Annotated in this window: 17 protein-coding genes; 11 read left to right on the forward strand and 6 right to left on the reverse strand. The window is 53.7% G+C overall.

Features of this window, described 5'->3' with window-relative positions:
* Nucleotides 1–274: 274 nt before the first annotated feature.
* The 10 genes from CAG65_RS01740 (at nucleotide 275) to CAG65_RS01785 (ending at nucleotide 14,690) form a co-directional block, all read left to right on the forward strand.
* Nucleotides 275–1,957, forward strand: coding sequence for an ABC transporter substrate-binding protein (locus CAG65_RS01740; RefSeq protein ID WP_161451748.1), 1,683 nt, complete (start codon nucleotides 275–277; stop codon nucleotides 1,955–1,957).
* A 168-nt stretch (nucleotides 1,958–2,125) separates the two neighbouring features.
* On the forward strand, nucleotides 2,126–3,112 hold the full coding sequence (locus tag CAG65_RS01745; protein ID WP_161451749.1) for an ABC transporter permease: 987 nt from the start codon (nucleotides 2,126–2,128) through the stop codon (nucleotides 3,110–3,112).
* Between the two features lie 2 nt (nucleotides 3,113–3,114).
* Nucleotides 3,115–4,140 (forward strand): ABC transporter permease, encoded by a 1,026-nt coding sequence (locus tag CAG65_RS01750; RefSeq protein ID WP_161451751.1) that lies wholly within the window; start codon nucleotides 3,115–3,117, stop codon nucleotides 4,138–4,140.
* A 2-nt stretch (nucleotides 4,141–4,142) separates the two neighbouring features.
* Entirely contained in the window at nucleotides 4,143–5,126 is a 984-nt protein-coding gene (locus CAG65_RS01755) for an ABC transporter ATP-binding protein (protein WP_161451753.1), read from the forward strand.
* Between the two features lie 44 nt (nucleotides 5,127–5,170).
* Nucleotides 5,171–6,166 carry an ABC transporter ATP-binding protein gene (locus CAG65_RS01760; RefSeq protein ID WP_021705712.1) on the forward strand — a complete coding sequence of 332 codons (996 nt, stop codon included), beginning with the start codon at nucleotides 5,171–5,173 and terminating at the stop codon, nucleotides 6,164–6,166.
* Nucleotides 6,167–6,225: 59 nt separating this feature from the next.
* On the forward strand, nucleotides 6,226–7,953 hold the full coding sequence (locus CAG65_RS01765) for a glycoside hydrolase family 9 protein (RefSeq protein WP_161451755.1): 1,728 nt from the start codon (nucleotides 6,226–6,228) through the stop codon (nucleotides 7,951–7,953).
* The gene (locus CAG65_RS01770; RefSeq protein ID WP_161451756.1) at nucleotides 7,950–8,825 is read left to right on the forward strand and encodes an N-acetylglucosamine kinase; all 876 of its coding nucleotides are present in this window, start codon (nucleotides 7,950–7,952) and stop codon (nucleotides 8,823–8,825) included. Before CAG65_RS01765 ends, CAG65_RS01770 begins: the two co-directional genes overlap by 4 nt.
* 10 nt (nucleotides 8,826–8,835) lie before the next feature.
* Entirely contained in the window at nucleotides 8,836–10,737 is a 1,902-nt protein-coding gene (locus tag CAG65_RS01775) for a beta-N-acetylhexosaminidase (protein WP_161451758.1), read from the forward strand.
* An 85-nt stretch (nucleotides 10,738–10,822) separates the two neighbouring features.
* Nucleotides 10,823–13,228, forward strand: coding sequence for a GH36-type glycosyl hydrolase domain-containing protein (locus CAG65_RS01780; protein ID WP_161451760.1), 2,406 nt, complete (start codon nucleotides 10,823–10,825; stop codon nucleotides 13,226–13,228).
* Between the two features lie 46 nt (nucleotides 13,229–13,274).
* Nucleotides 13,275–14,690, forward strand: coding sequence for a phosphoglucomutase/phosphomannomutase family protein (locus CAG65_RS01785; RefSeq protein WP_040902715.1), 1,416 nt, complete (start codon nucleotides 13,275–13,277; stop codon nucleotides 14,688–14,690).
* A gap of 36 nt (nucleotides 14,691–14,726) precedes the next feature.
* On the opposite strand, the gene CAG65_RS01790 is transcribed toward CAG65_RS01785, so the two are convergent.
* The 6 genes from CAG65_RS01790 to CAG65_RS01815 all read right to left on the reverse strand — a co-directional run bounded on the left by CAG65_RS01790 (nucleotide 14,727) and on the right by CAG65_RS01815 (nucleotide 20,786).
* Nucleotides 14,727–15,755, reverse strand: a complete 1,029-nt coding sequence (locus CAG65_RS01790) for an ABC transporter ATP-binding protein (RefSeq protein WP_161451762.1) — start codon at nucleotides 15,753–15,755, stop codon at nucleotides 14,727–14,729.
* The gene (locus CAG65_RS01795; RefSeq protein ID WP_161451764.1) at nucleotides 15,755–17,380 is read right to left on the reverse strand and encodes an ABC transporter permease; all 1,626 of its coding nucleotides are present in this window, start codon (nucleotides 17,378–17,380) and stop codon (nucleotides 15,755–15,757) included. The genes CAG65_RS01790 and CAG65_RS01795 overlap by 1 nt, the downstream gene beginning before the upstream one ends.
* Nucleotides 17,381–17,480: 100 nt before the next feature.
* Nucleotides 17,481–18,494: a Fe(3+) ABC transporter substrate-binding protein gene (locus CAG65_RS01800; RefSeq protein ID WP_161451766.1), complete on the reverse strand. Its 1,014-nt coding sequence runs from the start codon at nucleotides 18,492–18,494 to the stop codon at nucleotides 17,481–17,483.
* 136 nt (nucleotides 18,495–18,630) lie between these two features.
* Nucleotides 18,631–19,860 (reverse strand): ammonium transporter, encoded by a 1,230-nt coding sequence (locus CAG65_RS01805; RefSeq protein ID WP_021705721.1) that lies wholly within the window; start codon nucleotides 19,858–19,860, stop codon nucleotides 18,631–18,633.
* A gap of 27 nt (nucleotides 19,861–19,887) precedes the next feature.
* Entirely contained in the window at nucleotides 19,888–20,226 is a 339-nt protein-coding gene (locus CAG65_RS01810) for a P-II family nitrogen regulator (RefSeq protein ID WP_021705722.1), read from the reverse strand.
* A gap of 191 nt (nucleotides 20,227–20,417) precedes the next feature.
* Nucleotides 20,418–20,786, reverse strand: a complete 369-nt coding sequence (locus CAG65_RS01815; protein WP_161451768.1) for a YacL family protein — start codon at nucleotides 20,784–20,786, stop codon at nucleotides 20,418–20,420.
* Between the two features lie 72 nt (nucleotides 20,787–20,858).
* Between CAG65_RS01815 and CAG65_RS01820 the strand changes: the two genes are divergently transcribed.
* Nucleotides 20,859–21,930 (forward strand): sugar diacid recognition domain-containing protein (locus CAG65_RS01820; RefSeq protein WP_161451770.1); only part of this gene is annotated, 1,072 nt, incomplete at its 3' end.

Consider the following 21,930-nt stretch of genomic DNA (forward strand, 5'->3'; position numbering starts at 1 on the left):
TCAAAGACAAAATTTGGTGATATTTTATACCAAACGGCACTGTTTTAACGTTTTCGACGGGTCAACGCCATGTTTTAACGGTTTTAACGGGAAAGGAAATTGATAATTTTCTTGTCAGGGTGTTTTCTTACTCTCAGCCAAGGCCTACAGGCCACTCATGCTGATGTTCTCCTCCGGAATGTCGGCGCCCAATGAGGTAGGTTTTGCAGAATGGCCATCGTGGGATGGCGTTCGAATCCAACAGTGAAATGAAAGCAAATAGTAAGGAACAGCTATGCTTGCCAATATTAAAAAAACAGCACTCGCCACCGCGATTATTGCGACGGCAACCACGGGCTTTGCCTCGGTCGCCAACGCAGCGGAGCGCAGTGAACTGACAATCCACCCGAAAGAGTTTACGACGTTTGTCCGTAACTTTAACCCGTATTTAGGTGCAACCAACTTGCACACCACAACCGACTTTCTTTACGAACCTCTGGTGGTGTTCAATGAAATGCACGGCAATACCCCGGTTTTCCGTTTGGCGGAAAACTTTAAGATGGCCGACGATCTGAAAAGCGTGACGTTTGATATTCGTAAAGGCGTACAATGGTCTGACGGCAAACCGTTCAACGCGGATGACGTGGTGTTCTCATTCAACCTGGTGAAAGAGAAACCTGAGTTGGATCAGAGTGGCATTAACTCTTGGGTCGCCAGTGTAGAAAAAGTGAATGACTATCAGGTGAAATTCACCCTGACTGAAGCCAACTCCAATGTTCCTTACGAAATCTCGAAGGTACCGGTTGTGCCGCAGCACATCTGGAAAGACGTGAAAGATCCGGCCACATTCACCAATGAAAATCCGGTCGGTTCAGGCCCGTTCACAGAAATCGACACCTTCACTTCGCAACTGTACATTCAGTGCCGCAACCCACACTACTGGGACAACGATAACCTGGAAGTCGACTGTCTGCGCGTCCCTCAGATTGCCAACAATGACCAGTTTCTGGGTAAAGTCGTCAACAGTGAGCTGGACTGGACCTCATCGTTCATCCCAGATATCGACCGCACCTACGCAGCAGCCAGCCCGAATCACCACTACTGGTATCCGCCATCAGGCACTCAGGCCTTCATGGTCAACTTTAAAGACCCGGATCCTGCCAAACGCGAAGCGCTGACTAACGTAGATTTCCGTCGTGCTTTCTCAATGGCATTGGATCGTCAGACCATCATCGATATTGCGTTCTACGGCGGCGGTACGGTGAACGACTTTGCATCAGGGTTGGGTTACGCGTTCGAAAGCTGGTCGAACGAAGCCGTCCACACCAAGTTCAAGAAATTTAACTCCTACGATCCACAAGGTTCGAAGAAGCTGCTTAGCCAAGCAGGCTTCAAAGACACCAATGGTGACGGTTTTGTCGAAACACCATCGGGCAAATCGTTCGAGTTACTGATTCAGTCGCCAAACGGCTGGACGGACTTCAATAACACCGTTCAACTGGCAGTGGAGCAACTGGCTGAAGTCGGCATCAAAGCCAAAGCGCGTACACCAGACTTCTCGGTGTACAACCAGGCGATGCTGGAAGGCACCTATGACGTAGCGTACACCAACTATTTCCACGGTGCAGACCCGTACACTTACTGGAACAGTGCGTACAACTCCGCACTGCAGCAAGGTGACGGTATGCCTCGCTTCGCGATGCACTTCTACAAAAACGACAAGCTGGATGGTCTGCTGAACAGTTTCTACAAAACAGCCGATAAGAACAAACAGCTGGATATCGCCCACGGCATTCAAGACATCATCGCGAATGACCAGGTGACCATTCCTGTGATGTCTGGGGCATACATGTATCAGTACAACACCACCCGTTTCACCGGCTGGTGGAACGAGGAAAATCCGAAGGGCCGTCCAAACATCTGGGCTGGTATCCCTGAGCGTCTGCTGCACGTACTGGATCTGAAACCAGTCAAATAACCAGACGTCAGTCTATGCGGCGTGCATCCGTACGCCGCCTATAAAAATCCCCAACACAGGCAGTAAGTTAGTGGCGCCCGTCGTCAGGGGATTGTTCGCTCTGAATTTCGCTGGGAGCGACCTGAAACCAGAAGCAGGGAAACTATCTGGGTGAGTAAGGTGTGAGTTATGGGTTACTTTTTAAGACGTTTGTCGTTCTATACCATTGCGCTGCTGGTCGCAGCGACATTGAATTTTATTATTCCGCGGGCCATGCCCGGAGATCCGGTGACCATGATGTTTGCCAACGCATCAGTCCAGGTGACGCCGGAGCGCATCGAAGCGATGAAACAACTACTGGGCTTCGTCGATGGTCCAATTTGGATGCAATATTTTGCCTACATGAAAAACATTCTCAGCTGGGAGCTGGGAACTTCCATTCAATTCTATCCGCTGTCTGTGAATACGCTGCTCGGCGGCGCATTCGGCTGGTCACTGTTTTTGGCTGGGACGGCGGTGGTGCTGTCGTTCTCCATTGGTTCCATACTCGGTATTTTCGCCGCCTGGAAACGCGGCAGTAAATACGATGCGTTTGTCACGCCGGGTATGTTAATTCTACAAGCGGTTCCTCAGGTGGTGATCGCCATGCTGGCCATGTTTACCTTTGCCATCGGCTTGAAATGGTTTCCGACCGGCTACGCTTACACCGCCGGCACAACGCCAGACTGGACAGACTGGGCATTCATCAAAGACGTCGCGTACCACGCCGTATTGCCTCTGTTCTGTGCGGCCATCGTGCAAATTGGTGGCTTCCTGGTCAATATGCGCAACAACATGATCAACCTGCTGGCCGAAGACTACATCACCATGGCGAAAGGCAAAGGCCTGAGCGAAAACCGCGTGGTATTCAACTACGCAGCGCGTAATGCCCTGCTACCTAGTGTCACCGCTCTGTCGATGTCTCTCGGGATGGCGATTGGCGGTCAATTGATCATCGAAATCATCTTTAACTACCCGGGCCTTGGTTCGGTGCTGTTCAACGCCATCAACGCGCGTGACTATCAGGTACTGCAGGGACAACTGCTGATCATGACCCTGTTTATGCTGTTCTTTAACCTGGTGGCCGACATGCTGTATGTCGTGCTCGACCCACGCCTGCGCAAAGGAGGCAAGTAATCATGAAAGACCTTCTGAAACTCATCTGGCGTAACCCGATGGCCCTGACCGGAACCATCATTATCGGGCTGTTTCTGTTGATCGCGCTGGCGGCGCCACTGCTGACCAAACACGCGCCGGATAAACGCACCGGCAACCCGCACGAATACCCGGGCTTTGTAGTCAAAGCCGCTCAGGCTTCACCCAATGGCTGGGTTGCCGAAAACCTCGCCAATGACCGGCGCACCCTGATCATGTCGAAAAAAGCCGATCACCTCCTCGGCACTAGCCGCATGGGCCGTGATGTGTGGTCTCAGGTCGCCTACGGCGCACGCGTGTCTCTGGCTGTCGGTTTTGGCGCCGGTATCACCGTCTGCATTCTTGCCACGGTGATCGGCGTCTCCGCTGGTTACTTTGGCGGGCGGGTCGACGATGTGCTGACCGCCGCGATGAACATCATGCTGGTGATCCCTCAGTATCCATTGCTGTTTGTGGTTGCCGCCTTTATTGGCGAAGCCGGCCCCTTGACGATTACTCTGGTGATTGGCTGCATGTCCTGGGCCTGGGGCGCGCGGGTGATTCGCTCGCAGACACTGGCACTGCGCGAAAAAGAGTTTGTCAAAGCCGCCGAAGTTCTGGGTGAATCCTCGTGGCGCATCATCTTTGTCGAGATTCTGCCCAACCTGATTTCGATTGTCGGCGCCAGCTTCATCGGCTCAGTGATGTACGCCATCATGATGGAAGCCACCCTGTCTTTCCTGGGCCTGGGTGACCCGAACACCGTCAGTTGGGGCATCATGCTCTACAACGTTCAGACCTCATCGTCGATGTTAATCGGCGCGTGGTGGGAACTGCTGGCCCCGTGTATGGCACTGACCTTGTTGGTGACAGGTCTGGCACTGCTCAACTTCGCGGTAGACGAAATCGCCAACCCGCAACTGCGTTCACATAAAGGCATGAAGCGCTGGAAAAAACTGGCCAAGCAAGATCATCAGCAACGTGAACCTGAATTACCCCCACAAAATGCACTTTGGAGCGGAGACAAATAACGATGACTGCACCACTGATATCAATTCGCAACCTTTGCGTGGACTACATTACCGATGCGGGGGACGTACGCGCTTGCAATAACGTCAGCTTTGACCTCGCACCGGGTGAAGTGTTTGGCCTGGCTGGCGAGTCCGGCTGCGGAAAATCGACCGTCGCCTTTTCCCTGATGCGCCTGCACAAGCCACCCGCATTCATTACCGGCGGTCAGGTGATCTTCAACGGCGAAGACATCCTGCAATACAGCGATCAGCGCATGCAATCGTTTCGTTGGAGCGAAATGTCGATGGTCTTTCAAAGTGCAATGAACGCGCTCAACCCGGTACTGACGATGGAAGAGCAGTTCTGCGATGTGATCATGCGCCATACCGACATGACCCGAGAACACGCCAGACGCCGGGCGGAAGGCCTGCTGGAAATCGTAGATATCCACCCAAGCCGCCTGACCGACTACCCGCACCAGTTTTCCGGCGGAATGCGCCAGCGTCTGGTGATCGCGATCGCCCTGGCACTCAATCCGAAAATGATCATCATGGATGAACCGACCACCGCCCTTGATGTGGTGGTCCAACGTGAAATCCTGCAAAAGATCTATGCGCTCAAAGAAGAGTTCGGCTTCTCGATCCTATTCATCACCCACGATCTGTCACTGATGGTCGAGTTCTCCGATCGCATTGGCATCATGTACTCCGGTGAACTGATCGAAATCGCACCATCCAAACAAATTCTGGAAAGCCCGTATCACCCTTACACCAAAGGACTGGGTAGCTCGTTCCCGCCGTTGACGGGGCCGAAAACCAAACTGACCGGTATTCCGGGTAACCCATTGAACCTGCTGGATATTCCACAAGGTTGTCGCTTTCAGGCCCGTTGCGACCGGGTGCATGAAGCCTGTACGCGTGTGCCGACTACACTGCGTCAGATTGAGCCTAGCCGTTTCTCCAATTGCCACCTGTACGGTGAGCCAATTGCTCATACGAAACTCTAGATCAACCACCACCAGCAGCCGTATTACGATTTCCGGAGACAATTATGAGCAATGAATTTGGTGAGTTACTGATCGAAGGGAAAAACTTAGTGAAAGATTTTCCCATCAACAGCAACGCCCTCAAACAACCTATGATGCGGGCGATCAACGACGTGTCATTCAAAATGTACAAAAGCCGCGGCTTGTCCGTGGTGGGTGAGTCCGGTTCGGGCAAATCCACCACTGCTAAGATGATCGCCAAAATGTATGCCCCGACCTCAGGCGCGATTGAGTACCGCGGGCGTGACATCCAAACCATCAGTGCCAAGGCCGATCTGATGCACTACCGCGAAGGAGTGCAAATGGTGTGGCAGGATCCGTTTGGCTCGCTGAACCCCACGCACAATATTTTCCACCACATCGCCCGCCCATTACTGATCCACAAAAAGATCAAGCCAGGCAACAAAAAAGAGCTCGAGGAGCGGGTGCATGATTTGCTGGAACAAGTTGGCCTGATCCCACCCAAAGAAACCGCCGCCAAATACCCGCACCAGCTGTCCGGCGGACAACGTCAGCGGGTTAATCTTGCGCGCAACATCGCCGTCGGCGCAGAAGTCGTGTTGGCCGATGAACCCACGTCAATGCTGGACGTATCGATCCGGGCCGGGGTGCTCAACCTGATGGAAGAGATGAAATTTGAAAAGCAGATGTCGCTGCTTTACATCACTCATGACATCGCCACCGCGCGCTACATTGCCGAAGATCTGGCGGTGATGTACGTCGGCCATATGGTCGAATGGGGAGACACGGAAGAGATCATCCATGCGCCGCAGCACCCTTACACCCAGTTGTTGGTGTCTGCGGTGCCGGATCCGAGCAAATCGATCCACGAAAAGCTCAAAGGCAACAAAGGTGAAATCCCGCTCTGGACCCCCGACTCGGTCGGTTGTCCATTTGCCGGGCGCTGCCTGCACGTCAGCGATAAGTGTCGCGAAAAACTGCCTGCGGTCACGCAATTGTCCGACAACCACTTTGTGCGTTGTTATTTATACGAAAACTAAGCTCCAGCGGACCGGGGTCACCTGGCCGCCGCGATAACCCAGATTAGCGGAGATTTTGCATGCAGCTTTTGACCAACCACATTGGTTACGAAATGCACGGCCCGAAACAGGCCATTCTGATGACTCGGCAGGCCAGCCTGCCTGAAACGACTGCAGTTTTGCTTGATGCCCACACGCATCAAACGGTGCAGCAGTGTCCGTTGCACGCGACCGGCAGTGTAGACAACTGGCATCAGGGCAATTTCTATCAGATTGATTTCTCCGGCATAACGGCACCGGGACAGTATTACCTGCGCGTAGGAGAGAGCCGTTCTGCCGTATTTGAAATTGGTCACGCGTTACTGATGCAACAAACGTTCTCCGACGTCTTACACTACTTTAAGTCACAACGCTGTAGCGGCATTTTTGATGCCCAGGATAAGCAAGTACCGCTGCTGGGCACATCATCCACTGTCGATGTGCACGGCGGTTGGTACGACGCTTCCGGCGATGTCAGCAAATATTTAAGTCACTTGTCGTACGCCAACTACCTCAACCCTCAGCAGATCCCAATGGTGGTGTGGAACATGCTTAAAGGGCTGGAACTGCTGAACGGACAAGTCGATGTCGCTCCCTTCTCTCGCACTCGGCTGATCGACGAAGCGCTGTTTGGTGCCGACTTTCTGGTGCGAATGCAAAATCCGAACGGCTTTTTCTACATGACGGTTTTTGACAAGTGGAGCAAAGACATCGAACAGCGCGAGATCTGTGCCTACGCGGCTCAGCTTGGGCATAAATCAGACGATTTTCAGGCCGGTTTCCGTCAGGGCGGCGGTGTGGCAGTGGCGGCACTGGCGGCTGCGGCACGTCTTGATACCCATGGCGAATACCGTCAGACAGACTACCTTGAACGGGCCGAGCGCGGCTACTGGCACCTCAAAGAGCACAACCTTGACTACCTCAACGACGGTACGGAAAACATCATTGATGAATACTGTGCGTTGCTTGCCGCAGTCGAGCTTTACCGCACCACCTCAGACCACCGTTACCTCGCACAGAGCCGCGAGTGGGCACAGCGATTAGCCGCGCGTCAGCTCAGTGACGCACGTTTCCACCACTTTTGGTCCGCCAATCACGATGGCAGTCGCCCTTACTTTCACGCGGCAGAAGCGGGCCTTCCGGTATTGGCGCTGTGTGAATACCTTGCTATCGAGGACGACCGTCAATATCAACAGCCAATCCGGCAAACCGTTCAACAGGCCTGTCAGTTTGAGCACACCATCAGCGAGGAAGTAAACAACCCGTTTGGCTATCCGCGTCAGTATGTGAAATCGGTGGACGGCGACAAACGCAGCGCCTTCTTTGTCGCGCATCGCAACGAAAGCGGTTATTGGTGGCAGGGAGAAAACGCCCGCCTCGCCTCGCTCGCAGTCATGGCGCTGCGCGCTCAGCCTTTTCTGGCGGCCCCACTCAACCAGCAGATGCGTTCACTGGCGCACAACGCGCTCAACTGGATTGTCGGTCTGAACCCGTATGACATGTGCATGCTCGACGGACACGGACGTAATAATCCTGACTATCTGCCGGAGTATGGTTTTTATAACGCCAAAGGTGGGATCTGCAACGGAATCACCGCCGGGTTTGACGATGAACAGGACATTGCCTTCAATCCACCGGGACAAAAAGATGACCTGCTGCAGAACTGGCGCTGGGGCGAGCAATGGATTCCGCATGGCGCTTGGTACCTGCTGGCAATCATCAGCCAATTAGTTGACCTAAACACACCACAACAGGAGCAACAAGCATGACAACATACTGGGTTGGGATCGATGGTGGAGGCACCTCGTGCCGTGCACGGATCCGCGATGCGGCCGGCCACCTGATCGGCGAAGCCAAAAGCGGCAGCGCCAACATCATGCTCGGCGTGGACGTTGCCATGACATCGATCACGCAGGCCATCACTCAGGCGGCGCGCCAAGGAGGCCTTACACCAAGCGATTTTCCTGCAATGCACGTTGGCCTGGCACTGGCGGGCGCCGAACACCGGGCATCCTGGCATGCTCTGATGGCCGCTTCTCACCCGTTTGCCAGCCTGACACTCAACACCGACGCGTACGGGGCTTGCCTGGGCGCACACAAAGGTGACAGCGGTGCCATCATGATCGCCGGCACCGGTTCGTGCGGCATCCTGTTACACAACGGTGAGCAGACCGTGGTCGGAGGGCGGGAGTTTCCCATTTCCGATCAGGGCGGCGGGGCCGTCATGGGACTCCGGCTTATCCAGCAAGTGTTGTTGGCAGAAGACGGTATCCGGCCCAAAACACCATTGTGCGATCACGTCATGGCGCAGTTTGATCAGGACATCGATCAAATCGTTGAGTGGTCGAAAGCCGCTCTGCCACGTGATTACGGTCAGTTCTCCCCAGCCATTTTCCAATACGCCGGCCAAGGCGATGAGCTGGCTATCGATATGCTCAAACAAACCGCCGCCGACATTGAAATGTATCTTATAGCTCTCAACCGCAAAGGGGCCGTGCGAATTTGCCTGATGGGCAGCATCGCTGAACGGATTCTGGCCTGGCTGTCGCCGCCCGTTCAGCAATGGATTGTCGCGCCACAAGCCGACGCAATTGAAGGCGCACTGATGATGGCCGGTAAACCCAAGCATAACCTCTATTAGGACGTTACGTATGAATTATCGAGTGGACCTGGCAGTGCTGTCAGAGCACAAACAGTACTGCCGTTTTGGTCTGACCCTGCACAATCTCAGTGATCAGGACCTGCATCACTGGACGCTGCAATTTATTGTGGATCGCTTCATTCTGCCCGATAGCGTCGCGCCGGGCAGTATCGAACAGATCGGCAGTTTCTGCACTCTGACACCCGCTGTCCAAACTCTGCCCGCCAACCAGCACTTTTACTGCGAATTCAGTATCAACACCGCTCCGCTGCGTTTTTACACCGATGGGCTGAAAGATGCGTTGCTGTGTGTGGGCGATCAGCACTATCCGGTGACGGTCACCCCGCTCGCACTGGCCACTCCCTACCGGGAGCGCAGCCAGATACCAGAAACAGACACCGCCACATTGGCGCTGCTGCCAAGGCCGAACAACGTTGAGCAATTTGAAGGCTATTATCCCCTCGCCAGCAACAGCCAAATCACGGTTCAGTCTCGCTTAGCGGAAAACGCCGCAGTCTGGTTACAAGAGGAACTCACTCGTTTACATGATCTGTCGCTCAGTCCCATCGGTAAAGGCGACCTGGTATATCGCACCAATCCGACGCTGGACGAAGCGGAATATCAGTTGACGGTCGGCTCGACGGGCATTCTGCTCGAAGCTGGCTCTGCCAGTGGCTTTGTTCATGCCAGTGCCACCTTGTTGCAACTGGTGCAAACCCAGCCGGACTGCACCAGAGTGCCGTACGTCAAAATCAAAGACACACCACGCTTTCGCTACCGCGGCATGATGCTGGACTGCGCACGTCATTTTGCACCGACGCAGCGGGTCAAACGTCTCATCAATCAACTGGCTCACTACAAGTTCAACACTTTTCACTGGCATCTGACCGACGATGAAGGTTGGCGCCTCGAGATCACAGCGTTTCCAGAGCTGACCAGGCTCGGCGCCTGGCGGGGTCAGAACGAAGCTCTGCAGCCTCAGTTCAGCCAGTTGACCCAACGAGTCGGCGGGTTTTACAGCCAGGATGAGATCCGTCAGGTGGTCGCGTACGCCGCCGAGCGCGGAATCACCGTGATCCCTGAAATTGATGTCCCTGGTCACTGCCGCGCCGCAATCAAAGCCCTGCCTGAGCTGCTGGTAGATGAGGCGGACCGCAGTCAATACCGCAGCATACAGCATTACAACGACAACGTGCTCAACCCTGCCCTGCCCGGCACCTATCAGTTTCTCGACCAGGTACTGGAAGAAGTCGCGCAGTTGTTCCCATCCCCCTGGGTACACATTGGCGCAGATGAAGTGCCAAACGGGGTCTGGGTAGACAGTCCGAAATGTCAGGCACTGATGGAGCAACACGGCTACCGCGATGCCAAAGAGCTACAGGGCCATTTGCTGCGCTATGCCGAGCAGAAGCTCAAATCGCTTGGCAAACGCATGGTGGGCTGGGAAGAAGCACAGCACGGCGACAAAGTCAGCAAGGACACCGTGATTTATTCATGGCTGAGCGAAGATGCCGCGTTGAACTGCGCCAAACAAGGGTTTGACGTCATTCTGCAACCCGGTCAATCGACCTACCTGGATATGGCACAGGATTACGCACCGGAAGAGCCCGGGGTTGACTGGGCAGCGGTCATCCCACTGCAAACCGCCTATCAGTATGAACCGCTGGCAGACATCCCGGACAGCGATCCGCTCCGCAAACGTATCCTGGGCATTCAGTGTGCACTGTGGTGTGAATTGGTTATCGACCAGCCACGCATGGATTACATGTTGTTTCCGCGTCTGACCGCGCTGGCCGAAGCCTGCTGGACCGACAAACCCCAGCGCGACTGGCAAGACTATCTGTCGCGGCTTAAAGGCCATCTTCCATTGCTGGACAAGCAAAGCATCGGCTACCGAACTCCGTGGAAGTAACGACATCGCTTCGAGTGCGTACACTCACCCGTTTTACTCGCATTGAGCAGCCGCCATCAGGCGGCTCAGGCAAAAGGAAAATACAATGAAATACGGCTATTTCGATAATGACAATCGTGAATACGTCATTACCCGCCCGGATGTTCCGGCGCCCTGGACCAACTATCTGGGCACCGAAAAATTCTGTACCGTGATCTCTCACAACGCAGGCGGTTATTCGTTCTATAACTCACCGGAATACAACCGGGTAACCAAATTCCGCCCAAACGCCACCTTTGACCGTCCCGGACACTATGTGTATCTGCGTGATGATGACAGTGGCGATTACTGGTCGATCTCCTGGCAACCGGTCGCCAAAAGTCTCGACGAGGCGCAGTATCAGATACGTCACGGCCTCTCATACTCCAAATTCCAGTGCGACTACAACGGCATTCATGCCCGTAAAACCCTGTTTGTACCCAAAGGCGAAGACGCGGAAATCTGGGACGTCGTGATTAAAAACACCTCTGGTCAGGTGCGCACCATCAGTGCGTTTTCGTTTGTGGAGTTTTCGTTCAGCCACATTCAGTCCGACAACCAGAATCATCAGATGTCACTGTACTCCGCCGGCACCGCGTACCGCCCGGGATTGATCGAATACGACCTCTATTACAACACCGACGATTTTGAGGGCTTTTACTATCTGGCGTCGACGTTTGATCCGGATTCGTATGACGGTCAGCGCGACCGCTTCCTCGGTCTGTACCGCGACGAAGCCAACCCACTGGCGGTGGAACAAGGCCGCTGTTCCAACAGCGCCCAAACCTGCTACAACCATTGTGGCTCATTGCACAAGCAATTCACTCTCCAGCCGGGTGAAGAGATCCGTTTTGCTTACATTCTGGGAATAGGAAAAGGCAACGGCGAGCGTCTGCGTGAACATTACCAAGACGTTGCGAACATCGATGCCGCATTTGCGGCGATCAAAGCTCACTGGGACGAGCGCTGCGCTAAGTTTCAGGTGAAGTCGCCTAACCAAGGGCTTGATACCATGATCAACGCCTGGACGCTGTATCAGGCAGAAACCTGTGTGGTTTGGTCGCGGTTTGCTTCTTTTATTGAAGTCGGTGGGCGCACGGGGCTGGGTTACCGCGATACCGCGCAAGACGCGATATCCGTCCCGCATGCCAACCCGGAGATGACACGCAAGCGTATCGTGGATTTGTTGCGTGGTCAGGTGAAAGCCGGTTACGGGTTACACCTGTTTGATCCAGACTGGTTCGATCCGGAGAAAGAAGACGTGGCCCCATCCAAATCGCCGACAGTGGTCCCGACACCGTCAGATGAAGACAAGATCCACGGCATCAAAGACACCTGCTCGGACGATCACCTGTGGCTGATCCCGACCATTTGTAAATACGTGATGGAGACCGGTGAAACGTCGTTCTTTGAGCAGATGATTCCTTACGCTGACGGCGGCGAAGCCAGCGTGTACGAGCACATGAAAGCCGCACTGGATTTTTCCGCTGAATACGTGGGCCAAACCGGAATCTGCAAAGGCCTGCGCGCCGACTGGAACGACTGTCTCAACCTTGGCGGTGGCGAGTCTTCAATGGTGTCATTCCTGCATTTCTGGGCGTTGCAGGAATTCATTGATCTGGCGAAGTTCCTGGGCAAAGACCAAGACGTAAACACCTACACTGAGATGGCGGCCAACGTTCGTGAAGCATGTGAAACCCACTTATGGGACGACGAAGGTGGCTGGTACATCCGTGGCCTGACCAAGAACGGAGACAAGATTGGCACCGCGCAGCAACAGGAAGGCCGAGTTCATCTGGAATCCAACACCTTAGCCGTGCTCTCCGGGCTGGCTTCTCAGGAGCGGGGCGAACAAGCCATGGACGCGGTGGATGAACACCTGTTCTCGCCCTACGGTCTGCACCTTAATGCACCATCGTTCTCGACGCCGAATGATGACATCGGCTTTGTCACCCGCGTGTACCAGGGCGTGAAAGAAAATGGCGCGATTTTCTCGCATCCGAACCCTTGGGCATGGGTGGCAGAAACCAAGCTGGGACGCGGTGACCGAGCGATGAAGTTCTATGACGCGCTCAATCCATACAATCAGAATGACATCATCGAAAAACGTATCGCAGAGCCCTACTCCTATGTGCAGTTCATTATGGGCCGCGACCATCAGGATCACGGCCGTGCCAACCACCCATGGCTGACCGGTACCTCTGGTTGGGCGTATTTCGCTGTCACTAACTACATTCTCGGCGTACAGAGCGGCTTCACTGGTCTGAGTGTCGACCCGTGTATTCCATCGGACTGGCCAGGCTTTGAAGTGACACGTCAATGGCGCGGCGCCACTTACCATATTCAGGTCGAGAACCCTGATCATGTCAGCAAAGGCGTCAAGTCGATCACTCTCAACGGGGCGCCAATTCAGGGCCGCATTCCGCCACAGGCTCAAGGCAGTGACAACCAGGTGGTTGTGGTACTCGGTTAATAATACTGGGCGCTGTTGGGGCGCCCGCTTGCGTGAGGGACGCAACATGATTCAGTTTGGAACCGGTGGCTGGCGCGCCTTTATCGGCGAAGAGTTCACCAAAGACAACGTACGCCTGGTCGCGCAGGCGCTGGCCAACATCATTCATCAGGAGCAGGTCGCTGAGCGGGGCTTTGTTATCGGCTACGACCGGCGTTTTTTGTCCGACAAGGCTGGACGCTGGTTTGCTGAAGTGCTGGCTGGTAACGGGATCACCGTCAGCTTCATCAATAAATTTGTGCCGACTCCGGTGGTGATGTTCAAAGCCAAGCAGATGCAATGTGCTTATTCCGCCTGCATCACCGCTTCGCACAACCCGGCAGACTACAACGGCATCAAGGTGTTTATCGACGGAGGTCGGGACGCCGATGAGGTGATCACACAGAAAATCGAGCAACAGGTTGCCGTATTGCGTGCTGGGGATGTACGCAGCAGCGAGTTTGAACACGCCGTGGCACAAGGGCATATCGTGCCGATCAATCCGATGAACGAATTTGTGGACTCGATCATCGACTTCATCGACATTGAAGCGATCAAAAACGCCAATCTGCGGGTGCTGATCGACCCGATGTTCGGTGTGGCCAAAAACGCCCTGCAGACCGTGCTGATCAACGGCCGTTGCGATGTCGACGTGATCAACGATGGCAAGAATCCGGATTTTGGTGGCCTGATGCCATCGCCCAGCGCTGCCACGCTCTACCGACTGAAACATCTGGTCGCGGCAGAGGGTTACGATATTGGTATTGGCACCGATGGGGATGCCGACCGCCTTGGTATCATTGACGAAAAAGGCAACTTTATTCACCCTAATGAAGTGCTGATCCTGTTGTATTTCTATCTACTGGAATACAAAGGCTGGTCTGGCTCTGTAGTACGCAACATCGCCACCACCCACCTGCTGGATAAAATCGCCGCCGACCATGGTGAACGCAGCTTTGAAGTTCCGGTCGGTTTCAAGCATATCAGCTCTCAAATGGAAGCCGATGACGCGTTGATCGGCGGTGAGAGCTCAGGCGGACTCACCATTCGTGGCCACATCAAAGGCAAAGATGGCGTGTTTGCCTCCAGCCTGCTGGTGGAAATGATCTCGGTGACCGGGAAGAAGCTGTCTGAACTGTTGGGAGAAATTTACCAGCGTTACGGATACGCCTATACCGCCGAAGGCGATTGCACCTTTAAACCTGATCAGAAACAGGCGCTGTACAACAAAATTTATGTCGACAAGTTGTTGCCTGAGTTTGGTTATGAGGTAGAGCGCGTCAGTTATGACGATGGCGCAAAAGTATATTTTCGCTGCGGCGGCTGGGTTATTGCCCGCTTCTCAGGCACGGAACCGTTACTGCGCATCTTCGCAGAAATGGAAGACAAGGCCAGCGCCGAGTCAGTGCTGGCTCAGATGAAAGCGTTTTTATCTCTGCGCTAAGCAAACCACACAGCCCGGTTTTCCGGGCTGTTGGGCTCAGAATGCCAACACACCCTGGGTATCGACTTTCACCGTAACCGGCATTCCGACTGCCAGCGGCTGGGAGGACGTTGCGAGCAGTTTCCCGCCATTCACGTCAATCACGTAGCGGCAATGATCGCCCATGAACTGTTGTTCCACGACCCGGATACTGCTCTCTTCTGCACGCGCCACCTGGATGTGCTGTGGTCTGAGCAACAACTCACACCCCTGGCCAGGGGTGATCTCAGTTTGCGCTGTGGCTTCAATTAAACCGAGTTCAGTTGCAAATTCAGTGTCCGAGTAACGAGTCGCTTTCAGGTAGCTGCCTCCGCCGAGAAAATCAGCCACAAACTTGCTTGACGGTTGATAGTACAGCTCTGCAGCCGTACCGTACTGTTCGATCACGCCGTGATTCATCACCGCCATCTTATCGGCAAAGGCAAACGCCTCTTCACGACTGTGGGTCACGAATATCGCCGTCACCCCCTGCTGTTTGAAAATTTTGCGAATTTCCGCAATCAGTTCATGACGAACCTGGGTATCGATGTTGGAAAACGGTTCATCAAGCAGCAATAGATCAGGTTTGTAAGCCAGTGAGCGGGCTATGGCCACCCGTTGTTGCTGGCCGCCGGACAACTGATGCGGATACCGTTCTTCGTAACCACTCAAGTGGACTAAGCCCAGCATTTCCGACACTTTATCCGCCTGCATTTTCGCATTGTTGCCTTTGAGGCCAAACGCAATGTTCTGCGCCACCGTCAAATGGGGAAACAGCGCATAATCCTGAAAGATCATACCGATATTGCGCGCTTCCGGTGCCAGCCAGGTTTGTCCGTCATCAATGACGCTCTGATTGAGTTTCATCACACCGGCACTGAGTGGTAACAGCCCCGCAATGGCTTTCAGCAACGTGGTTTTGCCACAACCACTGGCGCCGAGCAGACACACGATCTCGCCATGACAAACATCGAGCGACAAAGCCTCCAGAACCGTTTGCTCTTCGTACTTACAGGTAAGATTTTCAATCGACAGTGCACAGCTCATCAGTGAGGTTGCTCCAGTGAACGGTTTACGACAACCAGTGGGATGAGGCCCACCAGAACCAGAAGTACCGCCGGCATTGCTGCCAGCTCCAGATGCTCATCCGACGCATAGTTATAAACGTATGTCGCCAGCGTTTCAAAGTTAAAGGGGCGCAGCAGCAGCGCCGCATTGAGTTCTTTCATCGATTCCATGAACACCAACAATGCCGCAATCAGTGCACCACGGCGTATCAGCGGTAAGTGCACCCGGCGCAACATCTGATTGGCGTTGCAGCCCATGGTCCGTGACGCCATATCCAGCGACGGAGAGACTTTGCTCAGGCTGCTTTCGATACTGCCAATCGCCACGGCGGCAAAACGCACCACCATGGCAAACACCAGAGCAAACATCGAGCCGGAGAAGATCAACCCCGGCCGTCCCCATTGCATCGCTTTGGCCACGTCGTTGACCAGATGATCCATCGCCAGTACCGGAACCATGATACCAATCGCCAGCACCGTACCCGGTACTGCGTAGCCCATCGATGAAAAGCGCATCGAGGCGAGACTGAGCCGCTGTGGCTGCAGGCGGTGGAAGAAATTCACCACCAATGCCACGGCCACCCCCACCAGCGCCGCCAGTGTTGAGACCTGCAAGCTGTTGAGCGCGTACTGGCGAAACTCTGCAGTCCAGCTCTGGGCAAAATAGGTATATGCGTAACTGCACAACTGCAAAAGTGGCAGAATGAATGCCGCACTGACAATGCCCCAACACCAGATCACCGCCAGCCACTTGCGCCAGCCATGCAGCGTATAACGAAAATCTTCATGACTGCTGAACTGACTCTGGAACAGCTTCTGTCGTCGCCGACTGTATCGCTCAGCGCTGAGCAAAGCAATCACAAACACCAGCATAATAGCGGAAATTTTGGCAGCCGCGGTCAGGCTCGACATGCCCATCCAGGTATCGTAAACCGCAGTGGTCAGGGTGTTGACCGCAAAGTAATTCACCGTACCAAAATCACCGATGGTTTCCATCGCCACCAATGACAAGCCCACCGCCATGGACGGACGCACCAACGGCATGGAAATACGGCAAAAGCTTTCCCACGGAGAGCACTTAAGCAAACGGGCAGACTGCAGCAAAGAGACGTTTTGCTCCATGAAGGCGGCGCGACACAACAGATAAATATACGGGTACAAAACCAATGCCAGCACGGTAATGGCGCCGGGCAAAGTGCGGATATCCGGGAACCAGTATTCCCCGGGGCCCCAGCCCGTGATGTCACGCAGCCAGATCTGGATTGGTCCGGCAAAGTCAAACCAGTCGGTATAGATGTAACCGACAATGTAGGCCGGCATCGCCAGAGGTAACACCAGCGCCCACTGCAGCACGCGCTCACCCGGCATGCGGCACATCGCCATCAGCCAGGCACTTGGGATACCGAAGAGCAAGCTCAACGCCATCACCCCGAGCGCCAAAGCGACTGTGTTGAAGGTATAGGTGGGCATCACGGTCGATATCAGATGTGAGAAAATATCATCCGTGTCGCCCAGTGCGGTGTAGAAGATCGCTAAGATCGGCAAAACCAGCAGCAGGGCTAAGCCCACACTACTGGTTTTCCATAAGAGGTTCTTTTCTTTCATTCGCCTAATTACAGCAAGGCTGGATGACACATAAATGCGGTTGCAAATACATCTCATGTCCCTTTAATCATCAGGGGTACAGTTATACCCCTGATTTCAATTAAAGGTCAAACTTGACCTCATCCAAAAGACGAATTGCCGCTTCGTGGTGAGAAGCGATATCGTCCAGGGAGATGGTGTCAGCTTTAAAATCGCCCCACGATGCAACCAGATCAGAACGTTTCACACCTGGTTTAACCGGGTATTCGAAGTTCACTTCTGCGTACATGTGCTGCGCTGTGTCAGCCGTCAAAAATTCCATCAGCTTCAGCGCGTTTTCACGGTTCGGTGCGTATTTAGCCATCGCCATACCCGAAATATTCACGTGCGTACCTGTGGTATTCTGGTTCGGGAAGTTAATGTAAACCGCATCAGCCCACGCTTTCTGCTCTTTATCGTTGATCATTTTACCCAGGTAGTAGCTGTTACCCAGTGACACATCACACAGGCCTTCTTTGATCGCTTTTACCTGAGCACGGTCGTTGCCCTGAGGTTTGCGCGCCAGGTTGGCTTTCACACCTTCCAGCCAAGTCTTAGTCTCCGCTTCACCGTGGTGAGCGATCATCGCCGATACCAGAGAAACATTGTATGGGTGCTTACCACTGCGAGTACAGATTTTGCCTTTGAATTCTGGCTTGGCCAGATCTTCGTAAGTGAAATCATCGCCCAGTTTGCCCACACGGTCGCGTGATGAATACACGCTGCGCGTACGAGTCGTCAGCGCAAACCACTGGTTTTCTTTGTCCTGGTACTGCGCCGGTACATTCGCTTCAATCACGTCGCTGTCAACACGCTGTACCAGACCGCGGTTAGACAGATCCGCCAAACGGCTGATATCGACAGTCAACAGTACATCAGCCGGGCTGTATTCGCCTTCCTGAGCCAGTTTTTCAGCAATGCCCTGCTTGGCAAACTTCACGTTGACTTTGATACCGGTTTCTTTGGTGAACTCTTTAAACATAGGTTCAACCAGGAATGGCTGACGGTATGAGTAGACGTTGACTTCTTCAGCGGCCATCGCAGCCGGTGCTGTTACAGCGCATGCCAGCGCTGAAAGAGCGAGCAGTTTTTTCATTGCTAAAATCCTTTGCATCGTAATGATAACGTTTATCAGTTGCGTTATTATATGCATGAAACCGATGAAAACAATGACACAAAACAAAAAAACCTGCCTCGGTCGGCAGGTTTTTTGAGTATTTTGTAACTAAACATTACTTGGCTGTGACGAACTCCGGATACGCACCGACACCACAGTCATGCATGTCCATGCCTTCCAGCTCTTCCTCTTCCGACACACGGATACCCACCGTCGCTTTCAGTACGCCCCACACCAGTAAGCTGGTACCGAACACCCAAGCAAAGATCACGACCGCACCCAGTAGTTGTGAACCAAAGCTCGCATCCGCGTTACTTAGCGGCACCACCATCAGACCAAAGAAACCACACACACCATGCACCGAAATGGCGCCCACCGGATCGTCGATTTTCAGCTTGTCCAGCGCCACGATACTGAAGACCACCAGCGCACCCGATACCGCACCGATTGCCACTGAATACAGCGGGCTTGGTGACAATGGATCCGCGGTAATAGCCACTAGGCCAGCCAACGCACCGTTAAGAATCATCGTCAGGTCGGCTTTGCCCCAAGTGGTTTTGCACACCAGCAGAGCAGCAATCGACCCCGCCGCCGCTGCGGCATTGGTATTGAGGAATATCTGACCGACGGCGGTCGCGTTTTCAAAATCCGATACCATCAGCTGAGAACCGCCATTGAAACCGAACCAGCCAAACCACAGGATGAACGTACCCAGTGTTGCCAACGGCATGTTTGAGCCCGGAATGGGGTAGATCTCACCGTTTTTGCCATATTTACCTTTACGCGCGCCAAGCAGCAGTACCCCAGCCAGCGCCGCCGCCGCCCCCGCCATGTGCACAATTCCGGAACCGGCAAAGTCGCTAAAGCCCGCTTCAGACAAGAAACCACCGCCCCAGGTCCAATAACCTTCAATCGGGTAAATGAACGCCGTCAATACCATTGAAAACACCAGGAAGGTCCACAGCTTCATGCGTTCAGCCACCGCGCCAGAGACAACCGACATCGCTGTTGCGACGAACACAACCTGGAAGAAGAAATCCGACTCGAGAGAGTGATCCGCGCCGTCAGCCTGTGTGCCAATTAAGGTTCCCAGTGACGGTAGCCAGCCCCCTTCACCATTGTCAACGTACATAATGTTGTAGCCGACAATCAGGTACATAGTGCAGGCAATCGCGTATAAGCAAAAGTTTTTAGTCAGAATTTCTGTGGTGTTCTTTGAACGCACCAGACCCGCTTCAAGCATGGCAAAGCCAGCGGCCATCCACATAACTAACGCCCCTGAAATCAGGAAGAAAAACGTGTCCAGTGCGTAACGTAACTCCGTTACCGTTGTTGCAAGTTCCATAGTGATACTCTCCAATCCTTTGAAATCTTAAAGTGCTTCCGCATCCATCTCGCCAGTACGGATCCGCACCGCTTGTGAGAGGTCGTAAACAAAAATTTTCCCGTCACCGATTTTGCCGGTCTGGGCGGCTTTAGTGATGGCCTCAATCACGCGGTCGACGTTATCGGCCTGAGTCGCGATCTCCAGTTTGACCTTGGGGAGAAAATCGACTTGATATTCTGCACCACGGTAGAGCTCTGTGTGCCCCTTTTGACGGCCGAAGCCTTTCACTTCCGATACCGTCATACCTTCAATACCAACGTCCGCCAGTGCTTCTCGCACATCGTCCAGTTTGAAGGGTTTGATAATCGCATTAATCAGTTTCATCGCATCCTCTCTGCAGCTGTAGTCCCTTTACGCAGGGAATAATCCAAGGTGCGTGCCAACTTTTTAACTCTTTGTTTTACATAAGCTTTGATATCTACTAGTGATAAAAAACAAAACAGGCCGCACCAATAAGGTGCAGCCTGTTCCCAAAAATAAGGCAGTCGGTGCCCATTTCACCACGACTGTGCAAATTAGCCGTGAATAAATGCCTGCCATTGACGGATCAATTGTTCAAAATCTTCCAAACCACAGCAGCCAACACTTTCGCTGTCATAGAGTTCAAACTCTTCCGGAAGCACTTCTGACTCACTCAGAGCCAGTGCATTGTCTTCTATGATCACTTCATCGGCGCTGATCAGCAGGCTGATTTCCCGGCCCAGCAGCCGGTGCTCACCACCCGGCGCGGATCTGGCCTGTGCCACTAAGGCCATCACCTGTTCAATCCGGGCCATCTCGTGACCAATCTCTTCTTGTAGCCAACGGCCAACAATTTCGTGTCCCATGGAACACTGGCAGTAATAACTGCCATCCAGGGCGTTCTTCTTAAATACGAAGTCCATCTTTTCTCTGTCGATGCGGGGTGTAGATTGCTGCTATTATCGAGGGATCTGATTCAACACGCCACTATAACCATGCAGCTGAACGAAACGATTGCACGCCAAATTGTCGAACGTGCCATGAAGATTATCCCTCACTCGGTAAATGTTATGGACGATCAAGGGCGGATCATTGGCTCGGGAGATCGTCAGCGCCTGCATCACAAGCATGAGGGCGCCGTCCTGGCGATCACCGAATGTCGGGTCGTGGAAATCGATCACGCCACCGCGCTCAAGCTCAAAGGGGTGAAGCCCGGGATCAACCTGCCGATCCTCTACCAGCAGCGAGTGATCGGCGTGATTGGCGTATCGGGGAGCCCCGAGCAGGTACGCCATTATGGTGAGCTGGTCAAAATGACCGCCGAACTCATCGTCGAACAGGCAGCACTAATGTCGCAGATCGAATGGAATAAACGTCACCGGGAAGAACTGGTGATGCAACTGATCCAAGGCTCCAGCCTTGATGACGCTCAATTGGTCTCGATCGCCGAGCGGCTCGGGCTGGATCTGTCACAACCCCGAGTGGCCGCCATTGTCAATGTGGTGCCTGAACAAGATCGCACCTTATCGCTCGAACACCTGCAGCAATTGGTGCATCTGCTGGAATACCCCGAACGCGATAATCTGGTGGGTATTCTGTCGGTATCAGACAATCAGGTCGTGGTGCTTAAGCCGATCACTCTGACCAAGGAGGGTTGGTCGAAAAGCGCAGAAACCCGTCGTATCAATCAACTGCTCAAACGCATTAAAAGTGCCGGCAACTTTTCAATTCAAATGGCGTTGGGGGACTACTTCAGTGGCGTTGATGGTCTGGCAAAATCTTTTGATACTGCGCAACTCACCCTGCGCAGTATCCATGGTCAGCCAGGAGAAGTGTTCTTCTATCAGGATCATAAACTGCCGGTTATGATGAATGATGTGCTCCAGACGCCCTGGAAAGCACAGCAGTTACGCCAACCCTATGACCGGCTGCGAGAATACGACACCAAAGGCATACTGACAAAAACCTTAACAGCGTATTTTGCTCTAAATTGTGACGCCGCTCAGACATGTCAGCAACTGCACATTCACCGTAATACTCTACGCTACCGACTGGATAGGGCATCAC

This window comes from Vibrio sp. V39_P1S14PM300, from assembly GCF_009904765.1.
Lineage (GTDB): Bacteria > Pseudomonadota > Gammaproteobacteria > Enterobacterales > Vibrionaceae > Vibrio > Vibrio proteolyticus.